The sequence below is a fragment of the Paraburkholderia hospita genome, from assembly GCF_002902965.1.
Lineage (GTDB): Bacteria > Pseudomonadota > Gammaproteobacteria > Burkholderiales > Burkholderiaceae > Paraburkholderia > Paraburkholderia hospita.
Genome location: NZ_CP026108.1, coordinates 484,812 through 505,239 on the forward strand (window position 1 = coordinate 484,812; position 20,428 = coordinate 505,239).

Sequence of the window (20,428 nt, forward strand, 5' to 3'; positions counted from 1 at the left end):
TCTGACATGGGATGGATACTTTAGAAAGCTACCTTCCGCTTAGCAACCCGAAGACCGCCACGCCGGTCGGCGTGCCGACATACACCTTGCCGTTTGCGATCATCGGCGTGATGAACTTATTGCCCGCGCCAAACTGGTCACGCCCATTCGCGGCCTGATTGCTGTTGTAGAGCTCGGTCGCGAGGTTTGCCGCGTCGTAGGCATGCAGCACAGCAGTATCGCCGTTTTCTACGGCCCACACGATCCCGTTCGCGCTGCCATCCGCAGAGATGCTCGGCGTCGCGCCCGGTGTGCCAAAGCTCGTCGGCGTTTTGCTGGTAGGCGTCGCCGTCAGGCCGGTGGCGCTCACGCCGAAAGCCTTGATGTTGTCACCGATAGAGCCGAAATAGACAGTGTTGCTGTAGTAAGCGGGCGCGCCGAATTCCATTCCGGCCAGTTCGCCACCGAGTTGCCGGAAAATGTTGTTGGACGCCGCGTTGAATTTCCCCATCGAGTCGCGATTGACCACGTAGATGATCCCGTCCTTGCCGGCTCCGACCGCCAAGCGATGGACCGTTCCGTTCGAAGCGGTCATGTCCGGCAGCACGAGCGCCCCGCCCGAGCCCAGGTCCTCGTCCGCCTGCGATTCCGTCAGCGTGTTGGACATGACGAAGTAGTCGGTGACGGTCAGGCCAACGGCGGTCCCTAACTTGATGAACGCATTGCCGAAGTCGCCATACAGGGGGCACGCTGAACCGATCACCCATCTGCTCAATCCTTTTCAGAACCCGTTCATGCGCGCCCGTATCGAAGCATGCCGGCTCCGCTGAGAAAGCGCGCCGCCCCTGCCAGCCGTACATGCTCAGCAGGCTTGCTATTTTCTTCATCCTCCCCACGGTTTGGCGCCCTGCCAGGCGCATACCAGGTCATCGGCCGGAATCGCAAGGACTGTAGGCCAGGACGGGTCCAGGACAAACCCGGCCCTCGGCCTCCGTTCGCTTTAAAGATTCCTACTATTCGTTGAGCGTTCTTTCGATGACCTGTCGCGAGTCATCGGTCGAACCGTCATCGATGACCAGGACGCGCACATACGGACAGTCCTGGGCGAGCGCTGAATCGATTGCATCACCGACGAACTGCCCGTATCACGGCCGCGGTCAGCATTATCAGGCATTGAGACTTTCAGACCGGTTCCCTACGACCCTGACGAACGGACTGTTCTCCGTGTATGCCCGAGTCGCGACCACAGGCGAGCCATGCAACCATGGAACAGCAGTACGTCGGCGAGGGGATCGCTGGCCGGTACCGGATACGTTGCGTGAAGCCTCGAATCGGCCGAGAAGACGCGAGATCGTCTGAAACGGGCTGCCGAGGCCGCTGAGATCTGTACGTTTTATTGCCCGCGGCGCTCGGCAGACTCCACTGGAACCGGCGCTGCAAGAAACTGCAATCCGCGCGGTTGCAATCGCCGCCGCAACGCTCTGGAGTCCAATTTGCTTGGACATGGGACTGAAGCCCGGCCGGGCCGCGGAGCGTCTCGGCCTGACGGTACGCCAGGTCGAGCGGCTGGTGGCGCGGTATCGTGAATCGGGCGCGGCGGGACTGGCCTCGCGCAAACGCGACACGCCAGGCAACCGGAAGCTCGATGAAGGCCTGGCGCTGCGTGCGCTGACCATCATTCGCGAGCGGTATGCCGATTTCGGGCCGACACTGGCGTGCGAGAAGCTGCGCGAATGCCATGGGCTCGTGCTGTCGAAGGAAACCGTGCGGCACCTGATGACGGACGCCGGCCTGTGGGTGCCGCGCAGCCAGCGCCCGCCGAGGATCCACCAGCCGCGGGCGCGACGCGCGTGTTTCGGGGAGCTGGTGCAGATCGACGGCTGCGAGCATGCGTGGTTCGAGGACCGCGCGCCGGAATGCACGCTGCTGGTGTACGTCGACGATGCGACCAGCCGCCTGATGGTGCTGCACTTCACGGTCACCGAATCGACCTTCAGCTACTACGAGGCCACGCGCGCGCATCTGGAGCGCCATGGCAAGCCGGTGGCGTTCTACAGCGACCGCGCCAGCGTGTTCCACGTCAGGAACCGGGCAAGTACCGCGGGCCAGGGTGTCACGCAGTTCGGCCGCGCGATGTACGAGCTGAACATCGACACCTTCTGCGCGAACAGCAGCCCCGCCAAGGGCCGCATGGAACGCGCGCACCTGACGCTGCAGGACCGGCTCGTGAAGGAGCTGCGGTTGCGCGGCATCAGCACCATCGAGGCCGCCAACGCGTATGCGCCCGCCTTCATGGCGGCCTACAACGCACGCTTCGCGAAGCCGCCCAGGAGCCCGTTCGACGCGCACCGGCCGCTGCGTGAGGACGAGGATCTCGACGCGATCCTGACGTGGCGGGTCCAGGGCAAGGTGTCGGATTCGCTGACCATGCTGAACGATCGCGTGATCTGGCTGCTCGATGATACGCCGGCGACCCGCCGGCTGATCGGCCGCTATATCGACGTGTGGGAGTATCCGGACGGACGCCTCGAGATCCGGGCCGACGGCGTCGCGCTGCCCTGTGTCCCGTACGACAGGCTCGCGGAAATCGACCAGGGCGCCGTGGTCGGGCACAAACGGCTCGGTCATGCACTCCAGGTTGCGCAGGCACTGCAGGCACTGCAGGCGCAGCGCGACAGCCGCCGCACCTCGGGCTCGCCCTCCCGCACGAACCGGGGCCTGCCCGTACGCGCCAAGGACCGCCAGCCGGGCACGAAGAAGCCGCGCGAGATCATGCAGGAGGACCTGAACGCCGCGGTGATGGCCACACACTGGCAACCGGCTTCGCAAGGTCGCAAGCGCCCGGATGCCGCGCCTGCGACCGTTACCCAGCCTGGGAAACCGGCGGCGCGTCAAGGGAAGCTGCGCCGGACTGATGTCCGGCCCTTGACGCGTTATACATCCCTGGAACGCCCCGCCCACCCCAGGACTACAAATTAATATTCACCCACACCCACACCCACACCCACACCCACACCCACACCCACACCCACACCCACACCCACACCCACACCCACACCCACACCCACACCCACACCCACACCCACACCCACACCCACACCCACACCCGAAACCAAAACCAAAGTCAAAACACGACATTTCTATCTAGCCGGAACCCCGACATTTCTATCTGGCCTTGACAACAGACAGGCAAACCCGTCGAGCTGGCTCTGCCCGATGAACGCGGGCGGCAGAACTTCTGTCGACCCCACGCCAATCGTCGCTTCATGCAGTTCAAATCTGGACCGGATGTGATTTCTACGCCGGAGTGGCCGTGGATGAGATGGCTCGAGTATCAGCATCATCAGGAGAAGAGCATGGCCGATGGGTTCGCACCCAGCGCGCGAAGTCGCAAGGTGCGAGCGGCGGCGAGAACAGAAAGCCTTGATACAGATGGCAGCCGTGAGTGCCCAGAAACGCACGTTGTGCATGTGTTTCCACGCCCTCGGCAGTAACGGTCAGTTTCAGGATTTCACCGAGGTGGATCAGTGTTTGCGCCAGCGATTCTGCCATCCTGTCGTGGCCGATCCGCTGCACGAAGTTTTTGTCGATTTTTAGTTCCTTGACTGCGAACCGGTGGAGGTAGCTCAGGGATGAGTAGCCCGTGCCAAAATCGTCGATCGAAAGTGCGACGCCAAGCACCTGAATGGCATCGAGCGTCTTGCGAATTTCGTCGACCGATTCATCGAAGAGAACCCGCTCGGTCATTTCGAGCGTCAGATCTGCGGCAACCAGACCATGAGACTGCAGCGTGTCGGTGATGAAGCCTGGGTAATTGGGACGCTTGAAGTCTGCGGCGCAGACGTTCACCGAAATGTTGGGTACCTCAAGACCTTCGACTCGCCACTCGGCCAGTTGCCTGCAGGCCTCAACCATCACCCAGGCATCGATCTCCGTGATCAGCCCGCTTTCCTCCGCGATGGCGATGAAGCGATCCGGCGCAATGCTGCCTTGCGCGTCGCTGTCCCACCGCACGAGCGCCTCTACACCCCGTAGCACGCCAGTGCCATCCACCTTGGGCTGGTAGGCGACATGGAGGGCGTTGCCTCGCAACGCCCGCTGCAGTGCGATCTCCAGCTCGAGCTGCTCCTTGGCCTGACGCTCGTACTCGGGAGCATAGAACCGCACCTGGTTGCGGCCCGAACTCTTGGCCTTGTACATCGCCAGATCTGCGTTGCGCAGCAGGATGTCGGTTTCTTCTCCGTCGTGCGGTGAGAGCGCGATACCGATGCTGGCGCTGATCGTGATGCGGGTGTCTTGCTCCGGGTTGATGAGGATAGGTTGGCACACGGCCTGCAGGATGCGCCCGGCGACATGTTTGGCTTTTAGCACGTCGCACTCCTGGATGACGGCGAGAAACTCGTCTCCCCCAAGGCGGCCAATTACGTCACCGGTCTGGATCTGGCTCTGGAGGCGCCGTGCAATCTCGCTGAGAACCTGATCGCCGATGGCATGACCTTGCGTGTCGTTCACGCGTTTGAAACGGTCCAGATCGACGAAGAGTACCGCGAGCGTTGCCCCGTTCTGTTTTGCGTTCGTCAGAAGCCGGTGAGCTTCTCTTTGAAGCTGTGACCGGTTTGGCAGACCAGTTAGCGAATCGAACCATGCGAGTCGTTGCAAGTGCCGCTCCATGGTCAGTCTCTTGCGCAATTGTCTGCTGAACATCAGCGACAACAGGATGAGAAGTCCGTCAAGAATGACGCTGACGATACCAATTGCGATCGCTCGTTTCCGCCATCCCGCGAAGATGTCGTCCGTTGCGAAGCCCACGACGACGACGAGCGGATAGCTCCCGACTCGCCGGAAAGTGTACAGGCGCTCGATGTGGTCGAGCACGGCTATGTCGATATAGGTGCCGTGATCGGATTGTACGAGCGGCTCAAACGAGTGACCGCCCGCGAGAGACTTGCCGATGTCACCCTCGTGAAACGGTTGGCGCATAAGAACCGTTCCGTCTGTGCGCAGCAACGTAATCGTGTCGTGCCGGCCGAGTATCGAATGTTCGAAAAGTTGCCGGAAATAGCTGAGCCGCAGTGTGCTGCCGACGATTCCTGCGAAATCGCCGCTCTTGTCCTCGAGCCGCCGGCTTAGCGCGATATGTGCCTGTGGTAGTCCGGGTGCGGCTGTGAACGGCAGGTACGGCGCGCTGATATAGAGGCCGGCATCCTTTTCGCGTCGCTGAATCTGGAAGTAATCGCGACTGCTTACATCGAGCTTTCGCGGCTGAATGGAATGCGAATCGAGCACCAGCTTTCCCGTTGCGTCCGTTGCAAACAGGGTACCCAGTTCCTTCGCATTGGTGGCCGAACCGAACGCGACGAGCTGCCGGACTTCCGGGGGAAGCCGTGAGATGCTGGTCGTCCCGACACTTGTCGCAACGTCGCGCATGGCGAGTTGGTAGAGGTCAAGATTGCGCTCGATCTCGTTTTGCAGCGAGACCACCATATTCTGCGCGGCATCGCGAGCCTGCGACATCGCATCGAGCCTCATTTGATAAAGCGAGGCGACCGTGACTCCCGTAGTCGCGAGCGAGATTCCAATTCCCGCGCAAATAAACAGCGCCGGCTTGTTAATGAGGGAGCTTGAAAGTCGAATCATGGTCTTCTGGAATGCTCGGGAAAGCTGCACGTAAGCAACCGGGCTCACACGCACTCTATTGCGCTGGTCTTCGCAAACCCACCGAATTGTATCGGACCATGTAAGCAGGAAGGTGAACGCCGGGACAGGCGAAGGATGTCTCTTAGGCCAATTTCCCCAGGCGAAGCATCAGTTGAGATATCGGCCGGGACAGGTGAAACTTTACCTTCAGCGCGAGGCGGGCTCCGTCATTGGCCAAGCGATGATGGCAACGGAAGGAGAGGGGAGGCCCGAGGCGAACGGTCTCGCGACATCACGCAGCTAAACGCGAATGCCAGCCCGAAGTCCCGCCGGATTAGTCGCCCAACCGCACCGATAGTCCAACGATCAGCATCGATAGCATAGTCGCGGGGAACTCCGGCGAGCGCTTCGGCAAGCTTGCCCCGTGCACGTCTGTCGAGCACTGATTGTCGGCCGCCGAGGGAAAGGTTTCGAAGGGCGGCCATTCCTCCGCGTTCCACCATTGCTCGGTATTGTCGGAAAGGCCCAATTCCTGTGCGATACGCGTGACGCTGTGACCCGCCATGAGCATCTCGCCTGCCTTGATCCGTAAGGAGACTTTATGTCGTTCTCGAGTTGGCACAGGGCAATCGTAGTCCGGGGATCCTGGCGAGCGTGCATTATCGGCGCATTCCGTTTGCGATACAGTATATGCATTAACCGTCCGGCAGGACTGTGCCCACCATACTTATTGTCGACGACGATCCTGGCGTCGCGCGCGCGTGGCGCCGCCTGCTGTCTCTGGAAAGAGACACGGTGGAGACGGCATCCGATGGACTGACGGGACTCGCGGCTGCAACAGCAACCAGACCTGCTGTCCCTATCGCTGGTCAGCACGTTTCATCAGCAGTTCGAAGGAATCATCGCGGTTTGCGAAGGCGATACCGACACTTGCGCCAATGGTCGCGGTGATGCCCGTCGACAGCAGATAGGGGAAGGATAGCTGTTCGATGACACGCTGGGCCAGCGCGGCGCTCGCGGCAGGGTAGCGTTCACCGCGACGACGAGGAATTCGTCGCCGCCGAGCCGTGCCACGATATCATCGTGTCGGAGTACCGTGGTCAGACGCTCGGCCACCGTTGCCAGAACCTCGTCTCCGGCGTGGTGGGCAAGCGTGTCGTTGACCCGCTTGAAACCGTCAAGGTCAACATACATGACGTTCACGGCGGGTCCCTGGTCCGCCGTTTGGCGCGAAAGCAGCCCCTCGAGCCGGTCACGCAGATCGCGCCGGTTGGACAGACCCGAGAGCGGGTCATGACGTGCCAGATTTCGCGCCGTTCGGTGACATCCTCGATGACGATGACGGCGCTGCCATCCGGCACTGGATTGTGTGTGATCTCGAGCTGTCGACCGTTGCACAGTTCAAGGTCGAGCGGGTTGCGCTCCCCGGCCAGCCAGGCGGTACACCGTTCGACCATCTGCTGTCTGAGCGTGTCGCCGAACTGTGCCGGTCCGACATGCCCGATGGATTCAGGCAGGGGCACATTGAGTTCCAGTCTTTCGACGGTCGCACCGAACAGCTCCGCTGTGCGGCGGTTCGCGATAATCACCTTGTCGTCTTCGTCGAGCGTGCACAGGCCGTGTGGCATGTGGGCGAGCGGACGATGGAAATCATCGCAACGATGTAGACCACGAGCGGGACCATCAGAATCAATGAGCCAACGCGGGGTGCGAGGAGCGCGCCGAGTCCGATAGGGACCGCACCGAGGCAAATCTGCGTTATGGCCAGATGGGGCAGGGCGGCGTTGCGTGATGCGATGCCGCCCAGAATACCAGCTGTCACCATGATGGCGAGCGACGTCAGATTCGGAACCTGGTGACATGACGCACTTCATTGCATCGCGCGCGACTTTACGGCGCGCAGTCGCACGGCGGCTGTGCAATCGGGCATATGGGTAAGCTTTTACGGGCGGGCATCGCTCGGTACCTCACTACTACTCGGTATGAGCACATTGCCGACCTCTGCATTCTCTCTTGAGCCATAGCAGCGCCCACAGTTGATGCAGGCGGACATGATTCACGGCCGGACAATATCGAACGGCGTCGAGAGCAGCGACGAGCGGGTGGACGGGGTAACGCTGTTTTGCCCTCGCGCTGGTGTCGCGAGCATCGACTCAAGGATAAGTGGCGTACGTGACATGGCGGGGCCGCAGGTTCGTTTTGCTTTCCGGGCCGAGTGCGGGACGGCTGCTTTCCGAACTACGGCATAACGACGGATTACTTGATGGCTTCACTCGTCCGTAACATCCCCAAGCCAGGCGCCAGAGGGATCTCTGCAGCTACGAGCAGCCGCCGCGCTGCGCCGAGGTACGAGCCGCCGGGTTTTCGCAAAGTGGAGGTGCCTGTTCCGGTTAAGTGGCTAGCCGCGTTCGTAGCAGAGCTGGCTTTGCAGAACAGCTTGAGGTCACCAGAGAAAGTGCGGACGCTGTGAAGCAACGAGGAGGGCGTCGAACGGCTCTTTTCATTTCTCAGCGCGGACACGTAGAAGACTTACGGCCTCTATGAGGCGCCCGATGCCGAAGCCACCGCACCGCTGCACGCCGTGCGAATCTGCCGGCTGATGTGACCGGCGAGGTGAGCGACTTGCGGCCAGAGATGTTCAGCCAGAAGGCAGCGATCGACATGGTATGCGGGGACATGGGTGCCTTTTCTCTCGCGCCGCTAAACATTGCTACAGTGCAAACAACCGCCCTAGTTGCGGCTCACTATCGGGCACGCCAGCAAGCCGCAACGCGTGCCAGGCCATCGCGAAGTTGCTCGAGATGATGGGCTTGCCTGTCGCCGCCTCCAGTTGCGGGATCAGCGCAGCTACACGCAGGCTCGTGCAGGAGACGAACACCGCGTCCACATCGGCGTGCCGCGCAAGCTGCCCGATCGCCGTGCAAAGCGACCGGGCGTCGATCCGGGCGACCTCGTTATCGTCTGCGTGTTCGAATGATGCGATGCGGGCCACGGCAATCCCGCGCGCTTCGATGTAGTCGCACATGAACTCGTTAATGGAGCGGATATACGGCGTCAGCAACGCGGCACGCCGCACCTGTAGCGCATCGAGGGCTGCGACGGCACCCGTTATTGGGGTCGTGCAGGCGATGCCGGGACGCGCCTCGCGTATGCGTGAAAATACGCGCTCCTCGCCGATCACCATGGCCGCCGACGTGCAGCCGAACGCCACCACATCGAGCCGCTCCCCAGGAAGGAGCAACCCGACAGCCGGGGCGATGCGCGATTCAATTTCCGCCAGTCGTGCCGGTGTGATATCCGGCGAGTTCCGCAAGCGGCTTTCATAGAAAGCGACGCCGTCCTGCCGGAGCAGCTGACGCCATTCGTGTTCGATCGTGTGGTCGGTTGCCAGCACGATGAGGCCGATTGCCGCGCGCTGCGCGACTCCGCCGTCGAGCGCGAAATCGAGCTTCATGTAGGCATCGTGCTGCAGTGAGGTCATGCTCATTTCATCGTCATCCCTGTCAGGTCCAGTTCGGGCGTGCGCCCCGTCATAATGTCGGCGAGCAGTCTTGCGGTGCCGCAAGACATCGTCCATCCCATGTGTCCGTGCCCCGTGTTCAGAAAGAGATTGCGGTGGCGTGTACGGCCGATCAGCGGGGTGCCCTCGGGTGTCATGGGTCGCAGCCCGGCCCAGTAGCTCGGCTTCGTGTAGTCGGCGCCGTCGGGGAACAACTCGCGCGCCGCGCGTAGCATCGGGACAAAGTCTGCGGGCGTGTGGCGCGTGTCGTAGCCTGCAAATTCGGCCGTCGCGGTAAAGCGGAGGCGTTCGCCGAAGCGTGCCCATGCAACGAGATGGTTTTCGTCTACGCCGCCAATCTGCGGAGGCCGGTATTCGCGTCCGGCCGGAAATGTCGCCGAGTAGCCTTTGACGGGATAGATCGCCAGCCTGTAGCCGAGCGGGCGCGCGAGAATCGGCGAATACGAGCCGAGCGCGATCACAAAGTCGTCGCCGTCGATCAGACCCGCCGGCGTGCGGACACCTGTTATCCGGTCGCCGGCCGTTTCGATACGACTGATCGGGGTGTCAAACATAAAGCGTACGTCAAGTCGCTCACAGACTTTCTGCAGCTCGCGGGTGAACTGATGCGCATCGCCGCTTTCGTCAGTGGGGCAGTAGATCGCGCCGGCAATCCCGTCGCGCGCGTGCTCAAGCGCTGGCTCACGCACGACTACCTGTGCGACGTCCAGCGTTTCGAGCGGCAAACCATTTTCGACAAGGATCGACATATTCGAGCGGCCGCGCTCGAACGACGCCGCGTCACGATAGAGATACAGCAGGCCGCGGCTGATCCGCTCGTACTGCAATTGTTCTCTTGCAGTCAATTGCTGTAGCTGATCCTGTGCGTATCGGCACAACCGTACCTTGCGCGAAGTGTTTTCGCGCGAGCGCGTCGCGGTGCAGTTGCGCAGGAACAGCACACACCACGCCCACATGTGCGGATCGGCGTTGAGTCGCAGGCGAAGCGCCTGTCCTTCGACGAAGAGTGATTTCAACAGGATTTTGGGTGCGTGCGGTGAAGCCCACGCATACGAATGCCCCGGCGCGACGAGCCCGGCATTCGCAAAGCTGGTTTCGAGCGCAACACCCGAGCGGCGATCGAGCACGGTGACGGCGCGACCGTCCCTCGCGAGGTAATACGCCGTCGTAACACCTGCAAGGCCGGCGCCGAGCACGATGCTTTTCATCTGCACCCCTGTTGTCGTCTAGTAAATATAGGTCTGCCGCCGCTTTCTTGGGTGATTTATACGCGGATACCCTATATCGGCTCAGCGGTTCGGGGGACCTATCATGAATAAGGCATCTTGCTCGGGCATTGCACGAAAGGTGTACACGAGGCTCGCGGAATACCGCGCAGGACGATTTATTACGTTACGCTAACTGATCGCGCCGGCTTACCCGCGTCGCGGGACCGTCCGGTCGGATTCACAGTCAGGAGCCGAGAACATGAATGCTCAGAACAATGGCATGCCCGACGCCTTCCGCGTGCTACGGCAAACCGTTGCTGCGGCTACCTTCGGTCTGGCGACACTCGCCGCGCTCGCCCCCGAAGTGGCGCATAGCCAGACCATCAAGATCGGCGTACCGGTGCCGCTTTCGGGTAGCAGCGCCAACGCCGGCACCGATATCGTCAACGGCGCCAAACTGGCCGCCGCGAAGATCAACGCGGCGGGCGGTGTGCTGGGTAAGCAGGTCGAACTCGTGCCGGAGGACGATGCCTGCGACGCGCAAACGGCGGTGCAGGCCGCGCAGAAGCTGGTCGACGCGGGTGTGGTCGCGGTGGCCGGTGGGTATTGCTCGAGCGCCGCGCTTCCCGAGCTGACGACCTTTCATCGGTCCGGCATTCCGTACGTACTCGATGCGTCGACCAACCCGAAGCTGACCGAAATGGGCTACGACAACGTCTTTCGCACCATTGGCCGTGATGATCAGCAGGGCCCGTTCGCTGCCAGCTTCATCAAGAACTCGCTGCACGCGAAGCGCGCGGCGGTCATCGACGACAATACAACTTATTCGAAGGGGCTGGCGCAGAACACGGTCGACGCGCTCAAGAAGGGCGGTGTCGAAGTCGTGTACGCTGACTCGATCACGCCCGGCCAGATGGATTACTCGCCGACCCTGACCAAAGTCGCGTCGCTCAAACCCGACGTGATCTACTACACCGGTTACTTTTCCGAAGCCGGACTGCTCGTGAAGGAGGCGCGGCAACTGGGCCTCAAGATGACCCTCATGGGTGGCGACGCCACCAACGACCCGACGCTGATGAAAACGGCCGGCCCGGCCGCCGACGGCATGATCATCACGACCTCTCCGCTGGCGCAATTCCTTTCCGGCGCGCACAGCTACGTCGACGACTACACAAAGGCATATGGACAGGGTCCCGGCCCGTATTCCGTCTATGAATACGATGCCGTCGCCGTAACGGCAAAGGCGATTGCCGATGCGAAATCGGCGGACCCGAAGGCGATCATCGCCGCGCTGCACAAGATCAAGGACTATGCGGGCCTGACTGGAACGATCGGATTCGATCCGAAGGGCGACCGCAGCCGCGCGGTGTACATCACGATCATCGTGCGGAACGACCAGTTCGCGGCTTACCAAAGGCAGGACGCGGGCGGTCACTGGGTGGCAATGAAATAGGCGCCGCGGCTCACCCGTTGCGGCCATGAGCACCTTTTTCCAGTACGTCGTCGAAGGGCTGACGATCGGCTCGTTCTACGCGCTCGTGGCCCTCGGGTACACGATGGTCTACGGCATCATCCGTCTCATCAACTTTGCGCACGGCGATCTGTTCATGGTCGGCGCATTTATCGGCTGGACCAGCCTCGCAGCGTTCGCGAGCGCGCATCTGTCGCTTGCGCTCGCGCTGGCGGCTGCTTTCGCGGTGTCGATGGTCGCGACGGGTGGACTCGGCGTCGCCATCGCGCGCGTCGCGTATCAGCCATTGCTGCGCGCACCGCGCCTGTCGATCCTCATTACCGCGCTAGGCATCTCGCTGGCACTCGAAAACGCCGTGCTTCTTATTTACGGCGCCGGCTTCAGGACCTATCCGCACCTGCTCACCCACGCGGGACTCAATCTGCTCGACGTGCAAATAACGTTCGCGCAGATCGGCATCGTCGCCGTCAGCTTTACGCTGATGCTGGGTCTCTACTTTTTCGTGCATCACACGTTCCTCGGCACCGCGATGCGTGCGCTCGCTATCGATCAGGATGCAGCGCGCCTGATGGGCATTGATGTCGAGCGGATGATCCAGCTCACCTTCTTCATCGGATCGGTTCTCGCTGCAGTCGCGGGCGTGATGGAGGGCCTCTTTTATACGCAGATCAACTTTTTCATGGGCTTCGTGCTCGGCCTGCGCGCATTTACCGCGGCCGTGCTCGGTGGCATCGGCAATATACCGGGCGCCATGGCGGGCGGACTCCTGATCGGGCTGCTGGAGGCATTCGGCGCTGGTTATGTGTCGTCGCGGTGGACGGATGTGTTCGTGTTCGGCGTGCTGATCGCCGTGCTGGTGGTCAAGCCGACGGGCCTGTTCGGCGAGCGCGTCGTCGAGAGGATGTAGCGTATGCGCGCACCGGTTCCGATGCGAGTGCGGACCACGATCGTCACGGTGGGGCTGCTCGCGCTTGCCATCGCGCTGCCGGCTTTCGCCAGCAACTACGTGATCGATGTCGCCCTGACGATCGTCACGTACTCGATCCTCGGCCTGGGGCTGAACATCGTGGTCGGCTATGCCGGCCTGCTCGATCTCGGCTACGCGGCATTCTTTGCGATCGGCGCCTACACCACCGCATTGCTCGAAACGCTGCTGGGTTTCTCTTTCTGGGAGACGCTCCCTTTCAGCGTGGCGTTTGCCGGGGTATCGGGGGTGGTGATTGGCTATCCGACGTTGCGTCTGCGTAGCGACTATCTGGCCATCGTCACGCTGGGGTTTGGCGAGATTACCCGGATCGTCGCGACCAATCTCGACATCACGGGCGGTCCAAACGGGATTTACGGTATCGCCAGCGCGAGTCTCTTCGGCTATGAGATCAGCTCGCCGCGCGCAGTCTACGAACTGGGCATGGCGTTCCTCATCGTTGTCCTGCTATTCGCGGTCCGCCTCGGCCGCTCGCGGCTCGGGCGTGCCTGGACGAGTATCCGCGAGGACGAAGCGGCCGCCGAGGCAGTCGGCGTCCCGACGCTGCGCGTGAAGCTTCTGGCCTACGTAATGGGCGCGCTGATCGGCGGCATAGCGGGCAGCCTGTTCGCCGCGCGTTTCGGCACCATCGATCCCACCGGTTTCACTTATCTGCAGTCCGTGACGATTCTCATCATCGTCGTGCTCGGCGGACGCGGCAGCATACCGGGCGTGATTCTCGGTGCGATCATCGTCGCTGGCGTACCGGAATTGCTGCGCTTTCTGAACCTCTGGCGCATTTTCGGATTCGCCGTCGCGCTCGTGATCCTGATGCTGTTGCGACCGCAAGGCTTGTGGCCTGTCCGTGCAAAACGCGCGATGCCGCATGTGGGTGTGTCAGGCGTGCCGGCTTCACCCGCACCACCCGTCATGGCAGGGGCGGCCGAAACGCTGCTCGAGGTTCGCGATCTGGCGTGCCGATTCGGCGGCGTGCTGGCGGTCGGTGGAATCAGCTTTGTCGTGCGCAGCGGCGAGATCCTTGCGCTGATTGGCCCGAACGGTGCCGGCAAGACGACGGTCTTCAACTGCCTGACTGGCGTCGTCCGCGCGAGCGATGGACGTCTGTTCTGGTGCGGCGCGCCCCTGGGTGGCGGCGCACCCCACCGCAACGTGCACCGCGGCATCGCCCGCACGTTTCAGGGCATTCGTCTCTTTGGTCACATGAGCGCGTTTGAGAACGTGCTGACGGGAATGGACCATCGGTTGCACACATCGCTTGTGTCAGAACTCCTGGGCACACCGTCCGCTCACGCCGAGGCGGCTGAACACGAGGCGCAAGGCACGCGCTGGCTCGACATGGTCGGACTTGCTGCACGAGCGAGCGAATACGCGGCCGATCTACCCTATGGCGACCAGCGCCGGCTCGAAATCGCTCGCGCATTGGCGAGCAATCCGCGCCTGCTGCTGCTTGACGAGCCGGCTGCCGGGATGAATCCGACAGAGAAGTACGCGCTGATGGAGCTGATCCGGCGTATCCGCGCGCTCGGCGTCACGGTGCTGCTCATCGAACACGACATGACGCTGGTAATGGGCGTCTCCGACCGGATCATCGTGATGGATCACGGCGTGATCATCGCCGAAGGGCCACCCGCGCAGATCCAGAGCGATACGCGCGTGATTGACGCGTATCTTGGCACCGCCGAAGAAGACGACGCGGCCGGCGATGTCGCCAGCGGGGAGAGGTCGCTGTGGAACTCCTAGAAGTCCGCGATCTGCGCGTGAGTTACGGGAACATCGAGGCGTTGCATGGTGTCTCGCTCGATGTCGGGGCGGGCGAGATAGTTGCGCTGCTCGGCGCCAATGGTGCAGGCAAGACCACGATGCTCAGGACCATCTCGGGTCTGATCCGGCCACGCGCCGGACGGATCGCGCTCTCCGGGCGGCCGCTGACGGGGATGCATTCCCATCAGATCGTTGCGCTCGGCGTTGGACACGTGCCGGAGGGGCGACGGATCTTCGGCACGCTGACAGTCGAGGAGAATCTGCGCCTCGGCGGCTATCTGTTGCGGCGCGACGCTGTGGCGCTGGATCGCCGGATCGCCGCCCTCTATGAGACCTTCCCGCGGCTTGGCGAGCGACGCGGCCAGTACGCCGGAACGCTCAGCGGTGGTGAACAGCAGATGCTCGCCATTGGGCGCGCGCTGATGCTCAAGCCCAGGCTTGTGTTGCTGGACGAACCGTCGATGGGGCTCGCGCCGAAACTGGTGCGCGCGATCTTTGGCATGATCGCGGACGTCTGCACGGAAGGCACTTCGGTGCTTCTTGTCGAGCAGAACGTCAGACAGGCTCTTCGCATTGCGCACCGGGCTTATGTGCTGGAAGGCGGGAGTATGGCGCTGTCGGGTACGTCCCGGGATCTGGTCAACGACGGCCGTGTTCGAGCCGCGTATCTTGGAGGGAGTGCGTCATCGACGGGATTGCCATAACGGGTGCCATGCAGATTTTTGCGCACACCGCCCGCTTTTTCAAGGAGCCCAAGGGCGCGAGATCATGACCTTGAATTATGCAGGCAGGTCGGACGATGAAGCAATGGCGGCCCGGCATCACCAGAAACAGAAGGCGCAGGAACAGGCCGTCGGCGAAATGGCCATGGAAGGAAGCGAGAGCGATGCCGAGCATAGCTGCGGCGAGCCGTCGGAACAAGGCAAGGAGGTATGGCGAAGGGGAAGTGGCATGAACGGTGGAGGGAAGAAGTGATTTTGTGTCGTCGATCGGATGCAATGCGGGCCGAAACCATCCGCCCGCATTGCATCACGTATGAATCAGAAATTGACACGATTGAAGCCCGGAGGCAGCCGGTTATGCATCGTGCGGCGATCGCGGGACTGTGCAGCTCGGAATGTGGCACAGATCAAGCTGCAAGCGCGGATGGACGCGCGATTTCAGGATGCGATCCCCTCACTAAACGTCGCGACAGAATGCCGTGGCCAGTGCACACTATCCGTATGCGCGAGCATTTCGGCGTCCGCCAATACAACCGGGAGTAGTGTCATGGCAAAAGGTCAGTTACGCAGCAATCGCGAAGTAAAAAAACCGAAACAGCCGAAGAATCCGTCTCCGATTTCGTTGCCATCCGGCGCGACTCGTCTCAGAGAGACGCCGAGCGTTGCCAATACGCATAAAAAGCATTGACGGCGGATTCGCTCGGGTCATTCCATCGGCGTCGCCCCGGCATTTGAAAGCGCGCTCGATACCCCTCTTTAGGCGGACTTCGTCGTTCGTCCGCGTCTGGGTAAGACGTCTTTTGATGAGTCGCCGGCCTGGTGATGAGTGTCGACGCAGCACGCGCTGGTGCTGACGACGATGTCGAGGTGACAGTCAGATCCAGTGCCAACCAAGGGGCCTCACCTTGTTGGTAGCCCTAAACTATTAGTCTCGGTATCGTCCGACGAGGCGTCCATCATGGAAATCGAAGCCAGGGATCCCAGCTACGAGCTCAGCGAGAAGGCGACATACGTCACCGTCAATGGCGTCAAGTATGCAATCGTGTGCGCGGACACCTGGTTCGACGAGATCGGGGTCGAGAACGCCCCTGCGCCGGGTGGAAAAGCGCTGTCGCGTCCGCTGGGGCACGTAATCAAGGGCAGTGGAAAATTTTACGTCGTGAAAACCGTCAAGCTCGTCCTCAACCCTGACCATCTGGCCTATCACGCGGCGCCGCACAGGGCGACTTACTACCCTGCAGATCAGGTGACGTTCACGGCCGTCTCCAGGAACAAGGTGCGCCCTGGCAGTTCGGCGCATAGCAAAACCGATCGTGTCGTCGGGCGCGGCAAGGTCGGCGTGGGCGGTATGCGTACCGAGTCACACAGCTGACGGCACGCGGGTCGAGTCGCAACTTCCTGGTCGAGGGACTAGCGGGACGCGTCCCGCTTTTCTCTGATCGCCTTCGCCTTGTCCTTCCGCCAGATCAGGAAGTTAGTCACCGCGGCCGCGATGAATGTGACGATAGTGGCAGCCGACGAGGCAATGAGTGTCTTTTCCTCAGTATCTCGCGAAGGCGTCGTCGGTTTGTGTGAGGAAGCGGATGAAAATGGGACTGCCGGGGCGCTTCCCGACAAGAGTTGTGATGCGCTTTTCGGCTGCACGGCGGTTACTTGCGGCAACTGGTTCCCCGAGATGTAACGCACGAAAAGAGCGGCGGTTATGCAAAAAAAGCCCACAAAGACGCCAAGGAAGAACCGACAAAACAGCTCGAGCCTGGTGGAGTTTGCCACGCCTGCCTCCGTCTCCGTCGACGGTTGCCGCCTCGTGCGCGAAGTCTGTTTCCGTTTCGCGCGGATCGTCCGATTCGGGTTCGGCTCCAACTTCTCGGAGATGAACGATTCTGCGGTAAGAGCCTGCAACTGTCTAAGATGGCGTACATTGATCGGTCGGCGCGGCGCATGAAGTGTAGCCTGGGTGTCATGTCGGGGCGTCGTGCCGTCTAGTTGGCCACTCCGGTATGGGGCTCGGTATGCGCTACTCAGTCCCGGCTTGTGAAAACCGTCAGCACCCCCGTGTAGCCGTAAAGATGACTCCTTGCGATCTCGCCGCCGGCGAAAAAGCCCACCAGCGGCACCTCGCCCAGGGTATCCCGCACCGTCTGCAGTTCCGCATGCCGCGCTCCAAAATGGGGCCCGCCGCGTCCCGAGCAACTGACATACAGCGCGCCCGACAGGTGGGCTTTGGTGTTGCTCTCCAGTTCCGCGCGGATCTCCGTTGCAATGCGCACCAGATCGCGCCTGGCGGCCTCGGCATTGCGCGTGCAAAACGCCAGATGCATGCCTGGCTCGATCTGGTCCGCAATCGCCAATATCCGGTGCCGGGGATCGATACCGACCAGGTGCCGCACGAACGTATCCGCGCCGAATTTTCCAGGCCACGTCGGCACATCCTCGGCACCGGTGCTCAAGCCCACCAGCGTGGTGGACAAGGCCTGTGACAGTTCATCAGTTGACAGATCCTCGTCGAGCCCAAGATCCTGCAACACGCAATCGAGAGCGGGCTTGCCGTCCAGCGTGACCACCAGATTGTGTTCGGCCCGGGTGATGGTACGCACCGGCCCGGCAGGCTGGCAGCCCTGCGTCACACGTGAGATCAGACCGACCTCGGGCCCGAACAGCACGCCGGACAACCCGCCGCTGAACACACCGTCCGCGAAGTGGAGCGGACGGTTTCTGGCCGAGGACAGACCGCCGAAAAGATAGCCTGTGGTCGTGCGGGCACTCAGTTCTTGCAACAATTCCTGCAGGTCCGGGGTAGTGCCTTCGGCATGAACCAGTGCCGTATGGGCGACGAACCTTGAGGACCCCGCAGGCAGAGGCTGTCGCCCGGAGAAGAGCCGGAACGACTCCCGCGGCAGCGGGGCGAGCATCAGCGTCAGGGCCGGTTCGTCGATGTACTCGACGCCACTGGCGGCTACGCCGACGCCGACCGTACCGACCCAAGCGACGCCGGGGTACGCGCGCCGCAGTTCGTCGAGGATCGCCGCGGACTCGGATGTGTAATAGTCGCTCAGGTAACACCAGCCGAGCGTGAACTGTGCGGATACATGTTGCTCTGCCGCACTCGCCGTCATCCGGGTGTCAAGTTGCTGCCGGCACTCGGCGAGCGCCACGCGCCAATCGGCGTCAGCAGCGTGAGCGTGGATAAACGAAGCGTGGTTCATGGCACAAATCTGCCGAAGGCAACAACACGCCGGCGACGACATCGCGGTCGAGGTGGCGGTCAGGGAACAAACAATCGGTGATTCAAGGTGTACTCATCGAGCGCTCGCACACAAGAAAGATGGTAACACCCCGGCCCATTGAAGCTCCACGCCGCGTCCCTGCTTTGAAGCCCGCCGGGTGCTACATTACCTGTTGAAAAGCAATGCGCAGCGACGGTATCGCGAGCGCTTCCGGCTCGCACGCAGCTGGACGTTTCACCGGGTTCCCGCCGTCCGGAGCATCGTCGCGCGCGCCGCCGGCGTAGCAGGACTGGCGTCGTACTTCTCCGGGCTCCGCTGACTACCGGACTTCGGAGGATCACTATCATGACAAGCTACGATCAGGACATTATCGCGTGGGCCCGGGAACAGGCAGCGCTGCTGCGCGCCGGGCGGTTCGAGGAAATTGACGTCGGGCACATAGCCGACGAAATGGAGGACGTAGCCAGAGCAGAAGTGCGTGACATCACGCGCCGCATGGCGGGCCTGACCGCGCGGCTTCTCAGGTGGCAGTACCAGCCGGAGTTGCGCTCGCCGAGCTTGCGTTCGATGATCCGTGTGCAGCGTGAGCGGTTGAAGGTGCAACTGAGAGGCACACCCAGTCTGCAGCCGATTCTCGCCGACGACGAGTGGATCAAGGACGTGTGGGCTGATGCCCGCCAGGAAGCGAGCAAGGAGACGAGTATCGGTTTTGCGTTTTTTCCTGAGCGCTGCCCGTGGCCGATGGAACAGGTCCTCGATCCGATGTTCTGGCCGGACTAGGGCAGGGGACGCAGGAACACCCTGCGAATTCAAGGCTTCCGCAGCCGGATCACGGCGGACTGCGCGAGCGACTGCGAAGTGCGGATCGTCTCGTCCACCGACGCCATGCGCCTTTACTATCAGGACCCGGAGTTCGCCATCCGCGCCAACTGATCGCAAGAAAGAAGGCCATTTTAAGCGTTTCAAGTGCGCGGACGGCTATCATGAGAGCATCGGCATCAATTGGATTGCTGACGCTCTTGACGTTCCAGTCCGATGGCACGTCCGGACACGCGTTCGTAGGACAACGAATATATATTTGAGGTAATAGCCATGCTTGACCTGCATATCCGAAAATGCATGGCACGGCACAAAGAACATCGCGTCGATACAAGCCCACGCGCAGACGTCAGCGCTCAGCAAGCTGACTCACGCTGGCTGGTTGCGCTCGCGCTAGTCGGAAGCGCGGTCGCGGCAATCGCGATCGTCACTGGCCTGCCAGCCACGGGACTTGCGATCTACCTGATGCTGACGCTGCCGTTTGTGTTCTTCGCCTGACTGAACCCGATGCACGGCGCCCTCAGGACAGGCAACCATGTACGTCACGCGAATTGCGCAACGGGGTGCCGAGCCGCAAGGCTTTGCAAATCCCGCGAATTGCTCTTTTGCCGCGCGCCCCGTCGCTAACAGGCTACTTGAAGGACAGGCATCCTGAGTTACCGCGCCGACCCTCAGAGCTTGGGCAACCGGCGAAGCGGCGAAAGCCATGTGGACTTGCCGAAACTGCAATGCGCGATTTGCTTTCGATGAAGTCGAAACCCAGACGGACGAAAGTGGTTTTTTTCATTTGTCGCGACTGTGGATTACCAGAACAGGTTGACAAACGTAGGGCAGGACGCGGCGGGGCGCCTGCAGCTTAACAGCGCTATGACGGGTAGAGCACCTCAGGAGGCGGCCATGCAGTTCGACTACAAGGAGTTCCACATCGATACGTCGCCGCTTGATGAAGGTGGCCGTTACGTCGGGCCCATACCTTCATCGACGGCCTGGTCGGGGCTGCAACCGATGGATAAAACAGATGGCCCGCGCCAATGAATCTCTCGCAACATCGAATTGAGGGGCGCTCATGGTCTTGTGGGACAAGCATCCAGTACCGCGG

At 61.7% G+C, this 20,428-nt stretch carries 20 protein-coding genes and 1 pseudogene; 10 read left to right on the forward strand and 11 right to left on the reverse strand.

The features are described 5' to 3' along the window. Positions 1-28: 28 nt before the first annotated feature. Together C2L64_RS46540 and C2L64_RS56470 are read right to left on the reverse strand one after the other, a co-directional pair. Positions 29-724, reverse strand: a pseudogene (locus tag C2L64_RS46540) (pyrrolo-quinoline quinone); the annotation flags it as partial. A gap of 268 nt (positions 725-992) precedes the next feature. Further along, positions 993-1,067, reverse strand: coding sequence for a hypothetical protein (locus tag C2L64_RS56470; RefSeq protein ID WP_407671963.1), 75 nt, complete (start codon positions 1,065-1,067; stop codon positions 993-995). A 415-nt stretch (positions 1,068-1,482) separates the two neighbouring features. Here C2L64_RS56470 and C2L64_RS46550 point away from each other — a divergent pair, with 415 nt between their 5' ends. Further along, entirely contained in the window at positions 1,483-2,958 is a 1,476-nt protein-coding gene (locus C2L64_RS46550) for an ISNCY family transposase (protein WP_103154082.1), read from the forward strand. On the opposite strand, the gene C2L64_RS54635 is transcribed toward C2L64_RS46550, so the two are convergent. From C2L64_RS54635 to C2L64_RS46590, 7 genes are all read right to left on the reverse strand, one after another. After that, positions 2,948-3,085: a hypothetical protein gene (locus C2L64_RS54635; RefSeq protein WP_208648314.1), complete on the reverse strand. Its 138-nt coding sequence runs from the start codon at positions 3,083-3,085 to the stop codon at positions 2,948-2,950. The genes C2L64_RS46550 and C2L64_RS54635 overlap by 11 nt on opposite strands. A 191-nt stretch (positions 3,086-3,276) precedes the next feature. Further along, positions 3,277-5,664 carry a putative bifunctional diguanylate cyclase/phosphodiesterase gene (locus tag C2L64_RS46560; protein WP_208648315.1) on the reverse strand — a complete coding sequence of 796 codons (2,388 nt, stop codon included), beginning with the start codon at positions 5,662-5,664 and terminating at the stop codon, positions 3,277-3,279. A 286-nt stretch (positions 5,665-5,950) separates the two neighbouring features. Continuing rightward, a complete protein-coding gene (locus C2L64_RS46565) occupies positions 5,951-6,181 on the reverse strand; it encodes a hypothetical protein (protein WP_158660616.1) in 231 nt (76 codons plus the stop codon). A gap of 317 nt (positions 6,182-6,498) precedes the next feature. Then, on the reverse strand, positions 6,499-6,921 hold the full coding sequence (locus C2L64_RS55380; RefSeq protein WP_244212328.1) for a GGDEF domain-containing protein: 423 nt from the start codon (positions 6,919-6,921) through the stop codon (positions 6,499-6,501). Further along, positions 6,816-7,244, reverse strand: a complete 429-nt coding sequence (locus tag C2L64_RS55385; RefSeq protein ID WP_244212256.1) for a PAS-domain containing protein — start codon at positions 7,242-7,244, stop codon at positions 6,816-6,818. Before C2L64_RS55385 ends, C2L64_RS55380 begins: the two co-directional genes overlap by 106 nt. A gap of 1,082 nt (positions 7,245-8,326) precedes the next feature. Then, entirely contained in the window at positions 8,327-9,103 is a 777-nt protein-coding gene (locus C2L64_RS46585) for a maleate cis-trans isomerase family protein (protein WP_103154086.1), read from the reverse strand. Beyond that, complete coding sequence (locus C2L64_RS46590) at positions 9,100-10,344, reverse strand: D-amino acid dehydrogenase (RefSeq protein ID WP_103154087.1); 1,245 nt, start codon at positions 10,342-10,344, stop codon at positions 9,100-9,102. The genes C2L64_RS46585 and C2L64_RS46590 overlap by 4 nt, the downstream gene beginning before the upstream one ends. Before the next feature lie 259 nt (positions 10,345-10,603). Here C2L64_RS46590 and C2L64_RS46595 point away from each other — a divergent pair, with 259 nt between their 5' ends. The 6 genes from C2L64_RS46595 (at position 10,604) to C2L64_RS46620 (ending at position 16,655) form a co-directional block, all read left to right on the forward strand. Next, complete coding sequence (locus C2L64_RS46595; RefSeq protein ID WP_103154088.1) at positions 10,604-11,797, forward strand: branched-chain amino acid ABC transporter substrate-binding protein; 1,194 nt, start codon at positions 10,604-10,606, stop codon at positions 11,795-11,797. 25 nt (positions 11,798-11,822) lie between these two features. After that, entirely contained in the window at positions 11,823-12,722 is a 900-nt protein-coding gene (locus C2L64_RS46600; protein WP_103154089.1) for a branched-chain amino acid ABC transporter permease, read from the forward strand. 3 nt (positions 12,723-12,725) lie between these two features. Continuing rightward, positions 12,726-14,540 carry a branched-chain amino acid ABC transporter ATP-binding protein/permease gene (locus C2L64_RS46605; RefSeq protein ID WP_103154090.1) on the forward strand — a complete coding sequence of 605 codons (1,815 nt, stop codon included), beginning with the start codon at positions 12,726-12,728 and terminating at the stop codon, positions 14,538-14,540. Then, positions 14,528-15,265, forward strand: a complete 738-nt coding sequence (locus C2L64_RS46610) for an ABC transporter ATP-binding protein (RefSeq protein WP_007590329.1) — start codon at positions 14,528-14,530, stop codon at positions 15,263-15,265. The genes C2L64_RS46605 and C2L64_RS46610 overlap by 13 nt, the downstream gene beginning before the upstream one ends. 64 nt (positions 15,266-15,329) lie before the next feature. Further along, on the forward strand, positions 15,330-15,536 hold the full coding sequence (locus C2L64_RS46615) for a hypothetical protein (protein WP_007590330.1): 207 nt from the start codon (positions 15,330-15,332) through the stop codon (positions 15,534-15,536). A 705-nt stretch (positions 15,537-16,241) separates the two neighbouring features. Continuing rightward, complete coding sequence (locus C2L64_RS46620; protein ID WP_086910557.1) at positions 16,242-16,655, forward strand: hypothetical protein; 414 nt, start codon at positions 16,242-16,244, stop codon at positions 16,653-16,655. Between the two features lie 38 nt (positions 16,656-16,693). Here the strand turns inward: C2L64_RS46620 and C2L64_RS46625 are convergent, their stop codons facing one another. Beyond that, the gene (locus C2L64_RS46625; protein ID WP_131542686.1) at positions 16,694-17,056 is read right to left on the reverse strand and encodes a hypothetical protein; all 363 of its coding nucleotides are present in this window, start codon (positions 17,054-17,056) and stop codon (positions 16,694-16,696) included. Positions 17,057-17,304: 248 nt separating this feature from the next. Continuing rightward, on the reverse strand, positions 17,305-18,489 hold the full coding sequence (locus C2L64_RS46630; protein WP_007590335.1) for an FIST signal transduction protein: 1,185 nt from the start codon (positions 18,487-18,489) through the stop codon (positions 17,305-17,307). 366 nt (positions 18,490-18,855) lie between these two features. Here C2L64_RS46630 and C2L64_RS46635 point away from each other — a divergent pair, with 366 nt between their 5' ends. From C2L64_RS46635 to C2L64_RS53790, 3 genes are all read left to right on the forward strand, one after another. Continuing rightward, complete coding sequence (locus C2L64_RS46635) at positions 18,856-19,290, forward strand: DUF29 domain-containing protein (protein ID WP_103154091.1); 435 nt, start codon at positions 18,856-18,858, stop codon at positions 19,288-19,290. Positions 19,291-19,629: 339 nt separating this feature from the next. After that, positions 19,630-19,827: a hypothetical protein gene (locus tag C2L64_RS46640; RefSeq protein ID WP_238554806.1), complete on the forward strand. Its 198-nt coding sequence runs from the start codon at positions 19,630-19,632 to the stop codon at positions 19,825-19,827. Between the two features lie 399 nt (positions 19,828-20,226). Further along, the gene (locus C2L64_RS53790) at positions 20,227-20,364 is read left to right on the forward strand and encodes a hypothetical protein (protein ID WP_158660617.1); all 138 of its coding nucleotides are present in this window, start codon (positions 20,227-20,229) and stop codon (positions 20,362-20,364) included. Positions 20,365-20,428 lie beyond the last annotated feature (64 nt).